The 16,276-nt window shown below is 70.2% G+C and carries 16 protein-coding genes; 11 read left to right on the plus strand and 5 right to left on the minus strand.

Annotated elements, in window-relative coordinates; genetic code table 11:
- Window positions 1–21 precede the first annotated feature (21 nt).
- The 4 genes from FCG67_RS03540 to FCG67_RS03555 all read left to right on the plus strand — a co-directional run bounded on the left by FCG67_RS03540 (window position 22) and on the right by FCG67_RS03555 (window position 2,575).
- Window positions 22–684: a YcnI family copper-binding membrane protein gene (locus FCG67_RS03540; protein ID WP_136907248.1), complete on the plus strand. Its 663-nt coding sequence runs from the start codon at window positions 22–24 to the stop codon at window positions 682–684.
- Entirely contained in the window at window positions 681–1,211 is a 531-nt protein-coding gene (locus tag FCG67_RS03545) for a copper resistance CopC family protein (protein WP_136907250.1), read from the plus strand. The genes FCG67_RS03540 and FCG67_RS03545 overlap by 4 nt, the downstream gene beginning before the upstream one ends.
- 92 nt (window positions 1,212–1,303) lie before the next feature.
- Window positions 1,304–2,179, plus strand: a complete 876-nt coding sequence (locus tag FCG67_RS03550; RefSeq protein WP_136908039.1) for a CopD family protein — start codon at window positions 1,304–1,306, stop codon at window positions 2,177–2,179.
- A gap of 36 nt (window positions 2,180–2,215) precedes the next feature.
- The gene (locus tag FCG67_RS03555; RefSeq protein ID WP_136907252.1) at window positions 2,216–2,575 is read left to right on the plus strand and encodes an MmcQ/YjbR family DNA-binding protein; all 360 of its coding nucleotides are present in this window, start codon (window positions 2,216–2,218) and stop codon (window positions 2,573–2,575) included.
- On the opposite strand, the gene FCG67_RS03560 is transcribed toward FCG67_RS03555, so the two are convergent.
- From FCG67_RS03560 to FCG67_RS03580, 5 genes are all read right to left on the minus strand, one after another.
- The gene (locus tag FCG67_RS03560; protein WP_136907254.1) at window positions 2,572–4,209 is read right to left on the minus strand and encodes a DHA2 family efflux MFS transporter permease subunit; all 1,638 of its coding nucleotides are present in this window, start codon (window positions 4,207–4,209) and stop codon (window positions 2,572–2,574) included. The genes FCG67_RS03555 and FCG67_RS03560 overlap by 4 nt on opposite strands.
- 157 nt (window positions 4,210–4,366) lie before the next feature.
- The gene (locus tag FCG67_RS03565; protein WP_136907256.1) at window positions 4,367–4,822 is read right to left on the minus strand and encodes an SRPBCC family protein; all 456 of its coding nucleotides are present in this window, start codon (window positions 4,820–4,822) and stop codon (window positions 4,367–4,369) included.
- A gap of 4 nt (window positions 4,823–4,826) precedes the next feature.
- A complete protein-coding gene (locus FCG67_RS03570) occupies window positions 4,827–6,380 on the minus strand; it encodes a succinic semialdehyde dehydrogenase (protein WP_136907258.1) in 1,554 nt (517 codons plus the stop codon).
- A gap of 81 nt (window positions 6,381–6,461) precedes the next feature.
- Complete coding sequence (locus FCG67_RS03575; RefSeq protein ID WP_136907260.1) at window positions 6,462–8,051, minus strand: acyl-CoA synthetase; 1,590 nt, start codon at window positions 8,049–8,051, stop codon at window positions 6,462–6,464.
- A gap of 100 nt (window positions 8,052–8,151) precedes the next feature.
- Window positions 8,152–9,033, minus strand: coding sequence for a class I SAM-dependent methyltransferase (locus tag FCG67_RS03580; protein WP_136907262.1), 882 nt, complete (start codon window positions 9,031–9,033; stop codon window positions 8,152–8,154).
- A gap of 47 nt (window positions 9,034–9,080) precedes the next feature.
- On the opposite strand from FCG67_RS03580, the gene FCG67_RS03585 reads away from it, so the two are divergent.
- From FCG67_RS03585 to FCG67_RS03615, 7 genes are all read left to right on the plus strand, one after another.
- Window positions 9,081–9,668: a helix-turn-helix domain-containing protein gene (locus tag FCG67_RS03585; protein ID WP_097210695.1), complete on the plus strand. Its 588-nt coding sequence runs from the start codon at window positions 9,081–9,083 to the stop codon at window positions 9,666–9,668.
- Window positions 9,669–9,791: 123 nt separating this feature from the next.
- Window positions 9,792–10,361 (plus strand): M15 family metallopeptidase, encoded by a 570-nt coding sequence (locus tag FCG67_RS03590; protein ID WP_136907263.1) that lies wholly within the window; start codon window positions 9,792–9,794, stop codon window positions 10,359–10,361.
- 2 nt (window positions 10,362–10,363) lie between these two features.
- The gene (locus FCG67_RS03595) at window positions 10,364–11,008 is read left to right on the plus strand and encodes a phosphatase PAP2 family protein (RefSeq protein WP_136907265.1); all 645 of its coding nucleotides are present in this window, start codon (window positions 10,364–10,366) and stop codon (window positions 11,006–11,008) included.
- Between the two features lie 55 nt (window positions 11,009–11,063).
- Entirely contained in the window at window positions 11,064–11,762 is a 699-nt protein-coding gene (locus FCG67_RS03600) for a response regulator transcription factor (RefSeq protein WP_136907267.1), read from the plus strand.
- A 41-nt stretch (window positions 11,763–11,803) separates the two neighbouring features.
- Entirely contained in the window at window positions 11,804–13,153 is a 1,350-nt protein-coding gene (locus FCG67_RS03605) for a sensor histidine kinase (protein WP_246044813.1), read from the plus strand.
- A 79-nt stretch (window positions 13,154–13,232) separates the two neighbouring features.
- Window positions 13,233–14,747 carry an adenylate/guanylate cyclase domain-containing protein gene (locus FCG67_RS03610; protein ID WP_136907271.1) on the plus strand — a complete coding sequence of 505 codons (1,515 nt, stop codon included), beginning with the start codon at window positions 13,233–13,235 and terminating at the stop codon, window positions 14,745–14,747.
- An 18-nt stretch (window positions 14,748–14,765) separates the two neighbouring features.
- Complete coding sequence (locus tag FCG67_RS03615; protein ID WP_136907273.1) at window positions 14,766–16,268, plus strand: adenylate/guanylate cyclase domain-containing protein; 1,503 nt, start codon at window positions 14,766–14,768, stop codon at window positions 16,266–16,268.
- Window positions 16,269–16,276: the final 8 nt, after the last annotated feature.

The following is a 16,276-nucleotide window of genomic DNA, read 5'->3' on the forward strand; positions in this document are numbered from 1 at the left end:
CCCCTCTCGAGAAAGAACCCCATGACCACCCTCATTTCCCGCGCCCTCCTCACGGTCGGCGCCACCGGCGGCGCCCTGCTGCTCGGCACCGGACTCGCCTCCGCGCACGTCTCGGTCAGCGCCCCCGGCGCCGAGCAGGGCGGCTACACCGTCCTGACCTTCAAGGTGCCCACCGAGTCGGAGACCGCGGGCACCACCAAGCTGACGGTGGCGCTGCCCAACCTGGCATCCGCCCGCACCGAGCCGATGCCGGGCTGGACGTCGCAGGTCACCAAGGACGCCGCCTCCGGCGAGGCCACCTCCGTCACCTGGACCGCCGATCCCGGCGTCAGCGTCGGACCCGGCCAGTTCCAGCAGTTCCTGCTGTCCACGGGACCGCTGCCGGAGCAGGACGAGGTGTCCTTCGCCGCCACGCAGACCTACAGCGACGGCCAGGTCGTGAACTGGGATCAGCAGCCCGGCCCCGACGGCAGCGAGCCCGACAAGCCGGCGCCCGCCCTCGCGCTGGCCCCCGCCTCGGAGTCCGAGGACGGCCACCACGGCGCCTCGACCGCCTCGTCCACGACCACCGACGACGATGGCGTCGACACCACGGCCCGTTGGCTCGGCGGCATCGGCCTGGTGCTCGGCGCACTCGGCGCCGCGCTCGGCGTCGGCGCGACCGTCCGCGGACGGCGCTCATGAGCACCCGGGTCCGCGTCCTGGCCGTGACGATGTTCGCCGCGGTGGCCGCGCTGCTCGGCGCGGGCGTCGCCGGGGCCCACGCGGTCGTGACCAGTTCGAACCCCGCGGACGGCTCGTCCGTCGCGGTGGGCCCGGAGCAGGCCGTCATCACGTTCAACGAACCGATGCAGCCCAGCTTCGCCACCCTCACCGTTGTCGGCCCGGACGGCAACCTGTGGTCGAAGGGCGAGCCAACCGTGCAGGGCCCCTCGGTCAGCGTCCCGGTCGGCGAACTCGGCCCCACCGGGGAGTACACGATCGCCTACCGGGTGACCTCCGCCGACGGCCACCCCGTCAGCGGGACCCGCACCTTCACCCTCACCGAGCAGGGCTCGGGCACCCCAGGCGCGAAGCCGGGCGGCGACAAGGCCGACGCCGAGGGCGGCGATTCGGACGGGCTGCCGATGTGGCCGTTCATCGTCGCGGGCGTGCTGGTGTTCGGCGGCGGGCTGGCGTTCGCGCTGCGCCGTCCCAGCGGCAAGAGCTGACCTCGGTGGCCTCGGCGGGCGCGCGGCGGCGGTGGCAGATCTCGCCACGATGGCTGCTGTTCGCCGCGCCCGCCGGCCTGGCCGGGGTCGGGATGGCCTGGCTGCTGGCCCGCCCGGCCGGCCCCGACCCGTCGAGCCTGATCCGGGTGCTCGCCGTCCTCCTCGGGTCGACGGTGCTCGGCCTGACGGCACTCGAGTGGCTGCAGCGATCCGAGCCGCGACCGGTGGTCGCGCGCGGCCAACTGTGGCGGCCGATCGCGGCGCTGGCCGGGGCCTGGACCCTGGCCGAGGTCGCCCTGGTGGTCGCCGCGGCGGCGGAGACGACCGAGACCGGGGCCGGCGCGCTCTCCTCGACCACGTTCGGCCGGTTTCTCGGTGACGTCAACGCGGGGCAGATCGGCGGCGCCACCGTGGCCTGCACCACCGCGATCGCGGTGATCGGGGCGCTGGCGTTCCGGCGGGGCGCCGACTGGCCGATCACCTCCGTCGCGGTGCTCGCCGCGGTCGCGCTCGCGGCCCGGCCCGTCACCGGTCACATGTCGGCACAGACCCTGGGTTCGCTGTTCGGAGCCGCGCACGCGCTCGCCGCCGCGCTGTGGCTGGGACCGCTGGTCGCGATGGCACTGCTGCTGCGGGCCAGGGGCGCCTGGGCCACCCTGCTGCCGCGCTACTCGGAGCTGGCCTGGCGCTGCGTCGCGGTGTTGACGGTGACCGGCGTGATCGACGCCGCGGTCAAGCTCGGCGGCGTTGGCGCGCTGGTCGACACCGGCTACGGGCGGATCGTGCTGGCCAAGACCGCGGCGCTGCTCGCGCTCGGCGCGCTCGGCTGGTGGTGGCGCCGGACCTGGGTGCCCGCGGCGGGTGCGCACCGCATGCAGGCGGAGGACTCGCTGCGGCGCGCGGTGCTTGAGGTGCTGGCGATGGCCGTCGCCTTCGGCCTGGCCGCCGCGCTCGCCACCACCGCCTGAACCGCGGGTGTCGGCGGGCGGCGCTATAACTGCCTCATGCCCTCCGAGCAGGATGTACGCGCGCTGATGCTGGCCCTCCCCGAGGCGGAGGAGATCGTGGTCGACAACTGGGGCAATCAGCCGACCTTCCGGGTGCGCAAGAAGATGTTCGCGATGGTCGGATACGGTGCGCCCACGGCGTGCCTCAAGGCCACCCGCGACGATCAGGCCGCGCTGCTCGAACAGGACCCCGAGACCTTCATGGTGGCCCCGTTTTTCGGGCGCTGGGGCTGGATCGACGTCGTCCTCGACCGGGTGGATCCGCAGGAGCTGGCCGAGCTCGTCGAGGAGGCGTGGCGGCTGACCGCCCCGAAGCGGGTGGTCGCCGCCTACGACCGCGACCGGGCGGCCGGCTAGGTCTCCTTGCGGGACCGCGCGTTCAGCGCGGTGGCGCTGACCAGGCCGAGCGCCAGGAACCCGGACGCCACGAACAACGCGGTGCGGGTCGCGTCGCCGAAGCCCTCCGACAGCGCCGCGGTGACCTCGGGCCCGGACGGGCCGAGCTTGCCCTCCTCGCCCTGCTCGCGGATCCCGGAGATGGTGCCGCCCGCGGAGTCCCTGGTCGCGGTGACCAGCTGTTCCTGCGCCGGCGGCGGCACCGACGTGACCGGCTCGAGGCTGTCGGAGAGGTTCTGCGCCAACGAGATCGAGAGCACGGCGCCCAGCACCGCGGACCCGAGCGCGGCGCCGAGCTGACGCACGGTGCTCTGCGTCGCCGAGCCCTGGCCCGACTTCTCCGCCGGGATGTCGGCGAGCACCGTCCCGGTCAGCTGCGCCGACGCCAGCCCGAGGCCCGCGCCGTAGATCGCCAGCAGCACCGCGAGCAGCCACGGCGACACCGTGGAGGACAGCGCGAACGCCACCACCGCCACGCCGACGGCCTCGAGCGCCAATCCCAGGATCACGGTCTTCGGCGCACCGAACGCGGCGGCCACGTGCCGGGCCGCAGCGCCGGAGGCGAAGGCGCCCAGCGCCATCGCGGCCAGCACCAGGCCCGCGCCCATCGTGGTCAGGCCGAGCGCGTTCACCAGGAACAGCGGCAGCACCAGCAGCAGGCCGAACTCGCCGATCGCCACGGTCAGCGCGGTCAGGTTGCCCCAGCTGAACGTCGGGACCGAGAACAGGCTCAGGTCGAGGATCGCGGAGCGGTGGCTGCCGCGGGCCCGGTGCCGCTCCCAGAACACGAACAGCACGAGGCTGGCCAGGCCGATCGCGCCGACGACCGGGACCACCGACACCGGCGCGTCCGCGGGCCATTCGAGCCCGAACACGCTGAACGGAGCGATCGGCTTCCACCAGCCGAGGCTCTGCCCCTCGATCAGGGCGAAGATGACACCGCCGAAGCCGATCGCGCTGAGCAGCAGCCCGTCCACGTCGAGGCCCGGCTCGGTGATGGTGGCCTTGGTCTCCCGCACCGCGTACAGGGCACCGATGATCACCGCGATGCCGATCGGGACGTTCACGATGAAGATCCACGGCCAGGTGAAGTAGGTGGTGAGCCAGCCGCCGAGCAGCGGGCCGACCGCCGCCATGCCCGAGATCACCGCTCCCCACACCGCGAACGCGACGATCCGATCCTTGCCGCGGAAGGTCGCGTTCACGCTGGAGAGGGTCGTCGGGAGCACGAAGGCGCCACCGACGCCCTGGATGACGCGGGCGATGATGAGTGAGGTCGCGCTGGTGGCGAGCGCGGCGAACACGCTGCCCAACAGGAACACCAGCACGCCGAGAATGAACATGCGGCGGCGGCCGAGCCGGTCGCCGAGCCGCCCGGCGGTGAGCAGCAGCGCGGCGAAGACCACCGAGTAGACGCTGTTGACCCACTGCGCGTCGGTCAGGTCGAGATCGAGGTCGGTGATGATCACCGGCAGCGCGACGCCGACGATGGTGCCGTCCACCACGATCATGGACAGTCCCGCAGCGAGCACCCCGAGCCCGATCCAGGCGCGCCGATCGGCTCTCGGCTCCAAGTCGGTCGACTCGGTGGTCATGGGGGTGCCCCTTCCACGTCACACAGCGGGCGCCGAACGGCGCCGCCACGATTCCATCACCGTCGCCACCCCCTGTCGTCGCGAAATGCCGGGGGCGCGCCGAGTTTCATACTTTCGATGGATTCGCCGCGGCGCCGAGCGGGATCCGGGCAGTGCCCTAGACCTCCTGGTGCGCCTCCAGGTGCGCCTTCATCCGCTCCAGCGTGGCCTGCATGCCCGCCCGCATCAGCGTGTCCCGGTCCCGACCGAGCACCTTCGAGCGCTGCACGATCCGCACCCACAGCGCGGGCGTCCCGTAGATCTCCCGGGTCTCGGTGAGCCGGGTACCGGTGCCGGACGGCTCGAGCAGGTAGCTCCAGCGCGCCTTCGACTCTTCCGCCTCGAACGAGAACCGCTCCCCCGCAACGACATCGACCACCGTGCAATGAGTGGTCCACCGCACCGGGCCGTGCCGGTTGCTGCCCGTGAAGGTCGCACCGGCGGTCACCGGCTCGCCGCCGGTCCACCGCCCGCCGGTGTTCTCCGGGCTGAACCGGCCCATGCCTGCGATGTCGGTGACCACATCCCACACCGCCGACGGCGCGGCCTCGATCAGAACGCTCGCGCGATCCATCCGGTCAGCGCCCGGGGACGTACTGCAGCACCTTGATGAACGGCGCCAGCACCTTTGCCCAGACCTTCGGCGGAAGTCCGCGGGGCCCACCGAGATTCAGCACCCGCGTGGTCGCGATGGTCTGCGACTCGGTGTACTTGAGCAGACCGTCGGGCCCGTGCCTGCGGCCGACGCCGGACACACCCATGCCGCCCATCGGCGCCGCGGTGCTGCCCCAGGCGGGCGCGTAACCCTCGTCGACGTTGACGGTGCCCGCGCGGACCTGGGCCGCGATGGCCTCGCCCTCTGCCTTGCTGCCCGCCCAGACGCTGGCGTTGAGGCCGTACTCGGTGTCGTTGGCCTGCCGGATCGCCTCGTTCACGTCGGCGACCGGGTAGATCGACACCAGCGGACCGAAGGTCTCGTTGCGGGCGCACTCCATCTCGTCGGTGACGCCGGTGAGTACCGTCGGCTCGTAGAACAGCGGACCCAGGTCGGGGCGCGCCTTGCCGCCCGCGACCACGGTGGCACCCTTGACCACGGCGTCGTCGACGTGCCCGGAGACGGTCTTGACCTGCGCCTCGGAGACGAGGCTGCCCATCTCGATGCCGAACTCGTAGCCGGCGCCGAGGGTCATGTTCCGGACGCGCTCACCGAAGAGCTTGGTGAACTCGTCGGCGACCGGCTGCTCCACGTAGATCCGCTCGATGGAGATGCACAGCTGGCCGGAGTTCGAGTAGCAGGCGCGGACCGCCGCATCGGCGACCTCGCGCAGGTTGGCGCCCTTGGTGACGATCATCGGGTTCTTGCCACCGAGTTCGGCGGAGAAGCCGATCAGCCGTCGGCCGGCCTGCTCGGCGAGCAGCTGGCCGGTGGCGGTGGAGCCCGTGAACATCAGGTAGTCGGTGTTCTCGACGATCGCGGTGCCCACGACGGATCCGGGGCCGGGGACCACCGCGAACACCTCGCGCGGCAGTCCGGCCTGGTACATCAGGTCGACGCAGGCGAGCGCGCAGTACGGGGTCTGGCTGTCCGGCTTGATGACCACCGCGTTGCCCGCCATCAGGGCGGCGATGGCGTCGGACACCGCGAGGGTCATCGGGTAGTTCCACGGCGAGATGACGCCGACGACGCCCTTCGCGTGGTGGTGCACCACGGTCTTGGTGAGGCCGGGCAGCATGCCCTGGACGCGCTTCGGCTTGAGCAGCTTCGGGGCGACGCGGGCGTAGTACCGCGAGGTCATGGCGATGTCGAGGACCTCTTCCAGGGCGGCTGCCCTGGACTTGCCGGTCTCCGCCTGCGCCATGTCCAGCAGCGCGTCACGGTTCTCCAGCACCAGCTCGCGGTACCGATGGAAGATGCGGGCGCGGTCGTCGGCGGAACGCTTGGCCCACTCGACCTGGGCCACCCGGGCACGCTCGATCGCGGCGACCGCGTCCTCCGCGGTGCCGACCGGGACGGTCGCCAGTTCGCGGCCGGTGAAGGCCTCGACGACGGGGCGGGTCGGGCGGCTCGCCGCGTCCGGGATGGCGATGAGGTCGGCGAGCCGCGCGAAGGTCGCGGCGGACGGAGCAGGCATTTCGTACCCCTACTGGTGAGTAGTTCTTGCGGTTACACACAACTTACCTGGTCCGTGGCCGGCGTCACAGGGGAGTGCGACTCAGCCCTGCGCGACCGTCTCCTTGGCCCAGCGGTAGTCCGCCTTGCCGCTCGGCGACCGCACGATCGACGGCACCACCACGATCGACCTCGGGATCTTGTAGCCCGCGACGTGCTCGCGGCAGTGCTCGGCGATCTCGGCGGTGTCGATGCCGTGATCGCCCTCGCGCAGCTGCACCACCGCCGCGACCCGCTCGCCGAACCGGGCGTCGGGCACCCCGGCGACGAGGGCGTCGAGCACCGCCGGGTGCGTCTTGAGGGCCTGCTCCACCTCCTCGGGGAACACCTTCTCGCCGCCGGAGTTGATGCACATCGAGCCGCGGCCGAGCAGCACGATGGTGCCGTCCGCCTCCATCCGCCCCATGTCGCCGAGGATGGCCATCCGCACCCCGTCCACCACCGGGAACGTCGCGGCCGTCTTCTCCTCGTCGCCGAAGTACGCGACCGGGACGTGGCCGCGGCGCGCGATGTAGCCCAGCTCGTCCGAGCCCGGCGCGATGGCCAGGCCCCGCTCGTCGACGAGCAGCATGTTCGGGTTGGCCCTGATCCGCTTGGTGCCGTCGTCGCCGAACTCGACGACCCCGTCGTTGCCCGATTCGGAGGCGCCGAAGGCGTCCTTGACGACCAGCCCGGGGACCAGCTCGCGCAGCCGGTCCTTGAGCTGCGGCGAGAACAGGGCACCGCCGGAGCCGATCAGCTTGAGGGAGGACAGGTCGTACTCCCCCGCGTGCGCCGTCATGGCGTCCGCGATCGGCCGGGCGATGGCGTCGCCGACGACGGTGACGCCGGTGATCTTCTCGGCCTCGATCAGCCGCAGCACCTCGACGGGGTCGAAGCTGCGCGCGATCACCCGCGGCGCCCCCATCAGGAAGGCGGTCAGCAGCGAGTAGACCGCCGCCCCGTGCATCAGCGGCGGAATGAGCATCAGCACGGCGGGATTCGTGTTCGCCACCGCGGCCTCGACCACCTCCGCCACGCTGGTGCGGGGCGGGCCGCTCAGGTTCGCGCCGGACAGCGCGGCGTAGAAGAAGTCCTCGTGCCGCCACACCACGCCCTTGGGCATGCCCGTGGTGCCGCCGGTGTAGATGATGAAGTGGTCGTCCTGGCTGCGCGGCGGGAAGTCCCGATCCGGCGACTGCGCCGCCAGCGCCGCCTCGTACTCGGCGCCGACGGTCAGCACGTGCCCGACGCCCGGGCAGCGCGACAGGGCGGCGGTCGCGGTCGGGAGGTACTCCTCCTCGACGATGAGGGCGACGATCTCGGAGTTGTTGTAGAGGTAGACCAGCTCCGCGTCGGTGTAGCGGAAGTTGACGTTGACCGGCACCGCCCGGATCTTCAGGCAGGCGAGCAGGCCCTCGACGTACTCGATGCTGTTGCGCATGTGGATGCCGACGTGCTGGCCCGGCTGCACCCCGACCGACCGCAGGTGGTGGGCGAGCCGATTCGCCCGGCGCTCGAGCTCCGCGTAGCTGCGCCGCTCGGCCCTCCCCGGACCGGCGCCCGCGGGGTCAGGCGATCCGAAGATCAACGGCACGCGGTCGGGGATCGCGTCCGCGACCGCCTCGTACAGATCGGCAATATTGAGCGGCACGACCGAAATCCTTGCTTCAGGTGAAATGGTTCGCGACCAGCTAACACGAATGATGTGCTCACCGAGCTGAATTCGTGTCCGCGTCTCGTCTCCCGGGATCTCAGGGTCGGCGGGCCGCCCAGGCGGTTCGGCTGCCCCGGATGGTCAGATCGCCGCGGCGCAGGACCGACGCGGGATGGTCCGCGGCGAGCAGGTGGTCGAGGGTGTCGAGGTCGTCGGCGGCCAGTTGGCCGTCGAGGGCGGCGCGGACACGACTCAGGAAGGTGTGTGCGTACCGCCCCGCGCGCTCTGGTGTCGGATCCGCGTCGACGGTGCTCGCGTCCACGGTGAAACTGCGCTGCTCGAGGACATCGAAACCCGCCCGCTCCAGGTGCGGTCGCCAGTCCGGGTAGGTGTTCCAGTTCGCCTTGGCCAGGAGTTCGTGGCACCGCGACTCCAGGCCGGGGCGGCCGACGCCGATGTCGTCGGGTAGAAACCTCGGCAGGCCGTCCATTTCGACGACGACCAGCAGCCCGCCGGGGTTCAGCCCCTCGTGCACCCCCCGCAGCACCAGGTCCGGGTCGGCGACCTCGTGCAGCGACGAGGCCGCCCAGGCGACGTCCGCGGGGCCGACCGCGGGCCAGCCGTCGTCCAGGTCGGCCCGGGCGACGCGCAGCCGATCGGCCACGCCTGCCGCGCGGGCGGATGCCCGGACACGATCGAGCATCACCGCCGACCTGTCGACCGCGATCAGCTGCGATGCCCCGAACCGCCGCGCGAGCGCGAGGCTGCCGGTGCCCGTTCCCGCACCTAGGTCGACGACGGTGTGCGGTGCGTCGGGGGCGTGCCGCTGCGCCCACGCGGTCACCTCGTCGAGGTACGCCCCGAGCACCTCCGCGTCGAGGTCGAGCATGTCCGCCAGGCCCGCCTCGTCATGGTGTCCGTGACCGTGTCCGTGGTGATGGTCGTGTCCATGTCCGTGCTGGTGGAAGTGCTGCGTCATGCCTCCACCATAAGCACATCCTGCGTATAGGGCATACCATCTTGCCTATGACGCAAGAAGTCACCATGGATGCCATGATCCGGCAGCGCATCCGCGGCCTCCGCCTGGCCAGGGGCTGGTCGCTGGACGCCCTCGCGGCGCGCTGCTTTCTGAGCCCCTCCACCCTGAGCCGCATCGAGACCGGGCACCGCAGGATCGCCCTCGATCAGCTGGTCCCCATCGCCCGGGCCCTCGGCACCACCCTCGATCAGCTGGTCGAATCGGCCGACGACGAGGACGTGGTGATCCGTCCGCAGCCCGAGCACACGCGGGGAGTGACGACCTGGCTGCTCTCCCGCGACCGGGCCCTGCCGGGGGTGACGGTGGCGAAGATGCGCATCACCCCCGAACGCCCGACCACGGCCGAGCAACTGGGGGTGCACCCCGGTCGCGACTGGTTCACCGTCCTGTCCGGCACCGCCCGGCTGCACCTGGGCGAGCGAACACTGCTGGTCCAGGCCGGTGAGGCGGCCGAGTTCTCGACCATGGTCCCGCACGCCATCGGGGCTCACGAGGGCCCCGTGGAGATCCTCACCATCTTCGACCGCGACGGGGAGCGGGCCCACCTGCACGGCCAGGACGGCGGTCCCGCCTGACGGTGAAAATGCACGGCTTCTCACCAGCCCCGTTCCGTGCTGTTACAGAGCTGTTGCAGACCGTGGCACCGTCGACGAACAACGACCACTTCACGGTGACACTGACCGAGCAGTCTCGGTTGCATGCCGATCCACCGCAGAATCATCTGCCTCGCCGCACTCGGAGCGCTCACGCTCGGTGCGTGCTCGTTCACCGATGCCGCAGAGCCCAAGCGCGGTAACTACCTTGCCACTCAGCCCGATTCGGGACCCGGCGGTGGCGAGATCGAGGACGGCGTCGGTCTCGACGACAAGCATGTCCCCGCACTGGCCCGTCTCGACCCCGCGCTTCTCAAGGCGCTGCAGGCCGCGGCCGCCGATGCACAGGCATCCGGGGTGGAAATGCACATCACGTCGGGGTGGCGGTCCGCCGCATACCAGCAGCGCCTGTTCGACGAGGCCGTGGTCAAGTACGGCAGCGCGAGCGAAGCCGCCAAGTGGGTGCATTCCCCGAGTCTCTCCAAGCACGTCAGCGGACAGGCAGTCGACATCGGACCGACGAACGCAGACGACTGGCTCATCCGGCACGGCAACGACTACGGCCTGTGCCAGGCGTACGCCAACGAGATGTGGCACTTCGAATTGGCAACCACCCCTGGAGGGCAATGCCCACCACAACTGAACAATGCTTCGGACGGGAGAGCGGAACGCTGACCATGACACGCATCAAACCGGCGAGACTGGTTGTCGCACTGGCACTCTTGATCCTCGGGATCATCGGATTCGAATTGGCGGTCAACACGGCCGGAGGCCAGATCGTCGATCAACAACTCATGGTGGACGCGGCCGCATTCTCCGAGGACCTCGGGGTGTTCTCTGCCGAGTTCGTCGGCCTCGTCACCCCGATCCTGATAGTGGGAGGGGTGCTCGTGGTACTCATGATCACGTTGCGCAACAACCCGATTGCACTGACGCTGCGAGTCGTCGTCGTGACACTCGGTCCCATCACGACGGCCTGGGTTCTCAAACAGTCGCTGGATCGGCCTGACCTGAACGGTCTCGTCATGCACAATTCCTTTCCCAGCGGCACGCTCACGGCCATCACTGCCCTCGTTTGCGCGATCGTCCTCGTCACCCCCACCCGATGGCGGGCCGTCGTCGCGATCAACGGCGCCCTGCTCACCATCAGTACCGCGATCTCGGTGGTCGTGAGGCAGTGGCACCGTCCGAGTGACGTGATCGGCGCGCTACTCCTCGTCGGCTGTTACACCCTCGCCGTCGCCGCATTTCCGTTGAACACCACCGCAGCGCGGCACTCGATACTGGCCGACCCCAGCAACGAACGGCTCTCGGGAGTGTGACACCTGTACCCTTGGCTGACCGAGATTCCTCCGACCGCAGAAGACCCGGATCATCATGGTGAGCATTCTCTTCATAGAAGACGATGCAGCCGTGGCCGAAGCAATCACGTTGGGACTGAACCGACTCGGGCACGACGTCAGCCATCGCCCTGACGGCAATTGCGACTTCGACGACATCCTCACCACCGCGGACCTCGTACTGCTCGACCTCGGGCTCCCGGGTGCCGACGGATACGAGATCTGTCGACGCATCCGCACCCGCAGTTCGATTCCGATCATCATCCTGACCGCTCGGTCCGACGACATCGACACCGTTGCCGGCCTGGAAGCCGGTGCCGACGATTACGTCGTCAAACCTGCCAGCCCACGAGTCCTCGACGCACGCATCAAGGCCGTCGTCAGGCGGTCGACGCCCGCAACGCCGCGCGCAGAAGCTGTGCGGGTCGCCGAAACGTTCGGCAACCTGGAGGTCGATCGGTCGTCACTGCAGGTCCGCAAAGCCGGAAACCTGATGACCCTGACTCCAACCGAACTGCGACTGATCCTCGCCCTGACCGAGAATCCCGGACAGGTCCTCAGCCGACGGCAGTTGTTGTCGGCGGCCTGGGACCAGGAGTACCTGGGTGACTCCCGAATCGTCGACGCGGCGGTGCAACGACTCCGCGGAAAGATCGAGGACGACCCGGCCGACCCGACCGTCATCGAAACGGTGCGCGGCTTCGGCTATCGCTTCAACCCCAGCTCAGCTCGATGAGACCGGCCTGGCTGCGGGTCGACGGCCTGCGGACACGGCTGGTGCTGGTGTTCATCGCCATCGTCGTGATCATCGCCGGAGGAACAGCAGGCGTGGTGTCGCTCATGGCGCGGTCGTGGATCTATTTCAATGCTCAGGATGTGGCAACCGCACAGTTTCGCGACGAACTACAGTCCGTCAACGGCGTGCCGGTGGACGGACTGACACCGGCCAACCTCGCACAGGTCTTCCCGTCCGACATGACACTGATCTCCGACGGTGAAGTCGTCCGTCGAGGATCCGTCGATCCGGCGACGATCACGTCGAGCTTCGACGACGGCCTGGACAGCACCGAGCTGATCCGCTTCGAGCGGCTCGACTCCGAGCGCATCCTGGTGGGCATGTCCGTGCACGTCATGGACACCACCGCAGTGAACGGCCACGACGACCAGACACTGGTCAAAGCCGTCGCCATCCGGCCACTGGTGGGAGTGCAGGACAAGTTCGACGACCTGCTCCGAGTCGTCGGCATCACCCTCACGGCCGGTGTGTTGGTGAGCGGTCTGCTCGGGCTCTGGATCGCGTCGACGCTGGTACGTCCGCTGAGGCGTCTGGACGAAGCCGCGTCCCGCGCCGCCGACGGCGAGTTGAGCGTCCGGCTCCCAGAGGACGGGGTGGCCGAACTCGCCCAGGTGACAACGACGTTCAACAACATGGTGGCGCGCAACGAGGCGGTCATCAGGGGGCTCGAAGAATCGGAAGAGCAGTCGAGGCGGTTCGTCGCCGACGTCTCCCACGAGCTTCGAACGCCGCTGGCGGCACTGGTTCCGGTCAGCGAAATACTCCGGGAGGAAATCCCCAACCTTCCGCCGGACGCCGGTGCCGCCGCGCGCATCGTGAGCAGCGAGATCGCCAAGCTCACTCGGCTCGTCGAGGATCTCATCGAAATGTCGCGCCACGATTCACAGCAGGCGCACCTCGTCCTCGACGACGTCGATCTCGTCGAACTCACCGAGCGCACCCTGGAGAGCCGCGGCTGGACCGAAACCGTCGAACTGCTCGCGCACGAAAGAATCAGCGCCAGAGTGGATTCGCGGCGAATCGACATAGTCGTCGCCAACCTCGTCGGCAATGCGCTGCGTCACGGAGCGCCCCCCGTGCGCGTCGAGTTGAGCGCGGAACCCGGCTACGCCGTCATCACCGTCGTCGACCACGGCCCCGGCATCTCACCGGAAGACAGGCAGGCGATCTTTCGCCGGTTCTACAAGGTCGACACCGCGCGCGGCCGCAGCGAGGGAAGCGGACTCGGACTCTCCCTCGCCGTCGAGAACGTGCACTTGCACGGCGGCACCATCGGCGTCGACCAGCTGGATGGGCGAACGGTCTTCACCGTTCGCCTGCCCGGTCGCTGACCGCCCCACTCTCCCCCGCCACCAGGCGCGGCAACAGTGGTCCTCCCGACAGGGTTGATCCGGCGACTAGCCTGGACTCATGGACCCACCGGGTACCAGGTACGTCGAGCGCGACGGTCACGCGCTTGCCTACCAGGTCGTGGGCGAGGGCGGTGCCGACGTCGACGTGGTCCTGTTCCTCGAGATCGGCCTGCACCCGGACCTGATGTGGACCGATCCGCACATCCACTACGTTTTCGAGCGCGCCACCACCTTCTGCCGGATGGTGTATTTCCAGCGCCGCGGCTTCGGACTGTCCGACCCGGTCGACCACGTTCCCACCCTCGAGCAGCAGGCCGACGACGTGCTCGCGGTGATGGACGCGGTCGGCATGCAACGCGCCACCCTGGTCGGCATCGGCAGCACCTGCGGCGCCCTGGCGTTGATCGCGGCGCGCACCCCGGACCGGGTGACCGGGATGGTGTTCCAGCAGCCGTTCGTCGAGGGCGCGCTCCGCGGGGGCGTGGACCTGCCGCGGGGCTGGACCGTCGAGGCGCGGGACCGCTTCGTCGACGGGTGGCGGACGGTCTACGACAACTGGGGGTCCGGCGGGGTCATCGCGATGTGGGACCCCACCCAGGACTCGCCGTTCAATCGGCGGCTGATGGCGCTGCTCGAACGCTGCTCGGCGACCCCCGCCACCGCCCGCGCCCACCTCGAATGGTTGTTCCGGATCGACTATTTCGAGGTGCTCGCCTCCATCCAATGCGGGACGCGCGTACTCCACTCCGCGCGGAGCGCGGTCCCGCTGGCGGTCTCGCGGCACATCGCCGCGGCGATTCCCCACGGCACGCTGCACGTGCTGCCCCCGCTTCCGCCCGGCACCTCGATGGGCCAGGCCTGGATAGAGGTCCTCGATCACATCGAGGAGGTCGCGACCGGCGTCCATCGGCCGGTCGACGCCGAGCGCTATCTCGCCTCGGTGATGTTCACCGACATCGCCGGGTCCACCGAGACGCTGGCCCGGATCGGCGACTCCCCCTACCGGGACCTGCGCGCCACGCACGAGCGGCAGGTCCGCATCGAGGTGGAGCTGGCAGGCGGTCGGCTCGTGAACGTCGCGGGCGACGGCACCCTCAGCGTGTTCGACGGTCCCGCGGCAGCTGTCCGGTGCGCGCACCTCGTCTGCCGCCAGGCCGAGGACCTCGGACTTGGGGTGCGCGCGGGCGTGCACACCGGCGAGATCGAAGGGATCGGAACGGAACTGACCGGCATCACCGTGCACATCGGCGCCCGGATAGGGGCCGCGGCCGGGCCGGGCGAGGTGCTGGTCTCCCGTGCGGTGCGGGACCAGGTGGTCGGCTCCGGGCTCTCCTTCGTCGACCACGGGACACACGAACTCAAGGGCGTCCCCGGCCGGTGGCGGCTGTACGCACTCACCGCCACCGACGCCCCGGCCGAGTGCGAGCCCTCGACCGTGTCGCAAAAGACCCTGGGTCTCACCATGCTCGATCGAGCGGTGCTCCGAATGGCCCGCCGCGCCCCGCACGTGCTGCGGGCCGCGGCGGAGATGGCCAACGCCCGGCAGCGCCGACTGTCCCGTCGGCCCGACTGACGCGACTAGCCTGGACTCATGGACCCCCCGGGTACCAGGTACGTCGAGCGTGACGGTCACGCGCTGGCTTATCAGGTCGTGGGTGAGCGCGGAGCCGACGTGGTGCTGTTCCTCGAGATCGGCCTGCACCCGGACCTGATGTGGACCGATCCGCACATCCACTACCTCTTCGAGCGGACGGCGACCTTCTCGCGCACCGTGTACTTCCAGCGCCACGGCCTCGGCCTGTCCGACCCGGTCGACCACGTCCCCACCCTCGAGCAGCAGGCCGACGACGTGCTCGCGGTGATGGGCGCGGTCGGCATGCGACGGGCCACCCTCGTCGGCATCGGCAGCACCTGCGGGCCCCTCGTCCTGGTGGCAGCCCGAGCGCCCGAGCGGGTGACCGGCCTGGTGCTGCAGCAACCGTTCATCGAGGGCATGCTCCGCGACGGCCCGGACATCCCACATGGCTGGACCCCCGACGCCCTGGCCCGGTACGTCGAGGGTTGGCGGGCCGTCTACGACAACTGGGGCTCCGGCCAGATCATGTCCATGTGGGACCCCAGCCAGGACTCGCCGTTCAATCGCAGGCTGCTGGCGCTGCTCGAACGCACCTCCGCACCACCCGCGACCGCCCGCGCGCATCTCGAGTGGCTGCTGCGGATCGATTGCTCCGACGCCCTCCCCTCCGTCCAGTGCACGACGCGGGTGCTCCATTCGGCGGCGAGTTCGATGCCCGAGGCGGTGTCGCGCTTCGTGACCGACTCGATCCCGCACGCCACGCTGCACACGCTGGCGCCCGCGGCACCAGGTGCGTCACTCGGCGAGGCCTGGATACCGATCATCGACCACATCGAGGAGGTCGCGACCGGGGTTCATCGGCCGGTCGACGCCGACCGCTACCTCGCCTCGGTCCTGTTCACGGACATCGCCGGGTCCACCGAGATGCTGGCCCGGATCGGCGACGGCCCCTACCGCGACCTGCGGGCCACCCACGAACGGCAGATCCGCAACGAGGTGGAACTGGCGGGCGGCCGGCTCGTCAACGTCGCGGGCGACGGCACCCTCAGCGTGTTCGACGGCCCGGCGGCGGCCGTCCGATGCGCGCTGATCGTGTGCCGTCAGGCCGAGGAGCTGGGGCTGGCGGTGCGCGCGGGCGTGCACACCGGAGATGTGGAGGGGATCGGCGCGGAGGTGACCGGGATGACCGTGCACATCGGAGCCCGTATCGGAGCCACCGCGGGTCCGGGCGAGGTGCTGGTCTCGCGGACCGTCCGGGACCTGGTGGTCGGGTCCGGGCTCTCCTTCGTCGACCGTGGCGACCACGAGCTCAAGGGCGTCCCCGGCCGATGGCGGCTGTACGCGCTGGCCGCCGCGGACACCCCGGGCGAGAGTGAGCCCTACGCCGAACCTCGAAAACAGCTGAGCCTCAACATGATCGACCGGGCCGTGCTGCAAACGGCTCGCCGCGCCCCGCACATCCTGCGCGCCGCGGTCGGCATGGCCAACGCCCGGCAGCGGCGCCGCTCCCGGCAATGAGCGGATGC

The sequence above is a fragment of the Rhodococcus oryzae genome (assembly GCF_005049235.1).
In the GTDB taxonomy this organism is placed as follows: Bacteria; Actinomycetota; Actinomycetes; order Mycobacteriales; family Mycobacteriaceae; genus Rhodococcus_G; species Rhodococcus_G oryzae.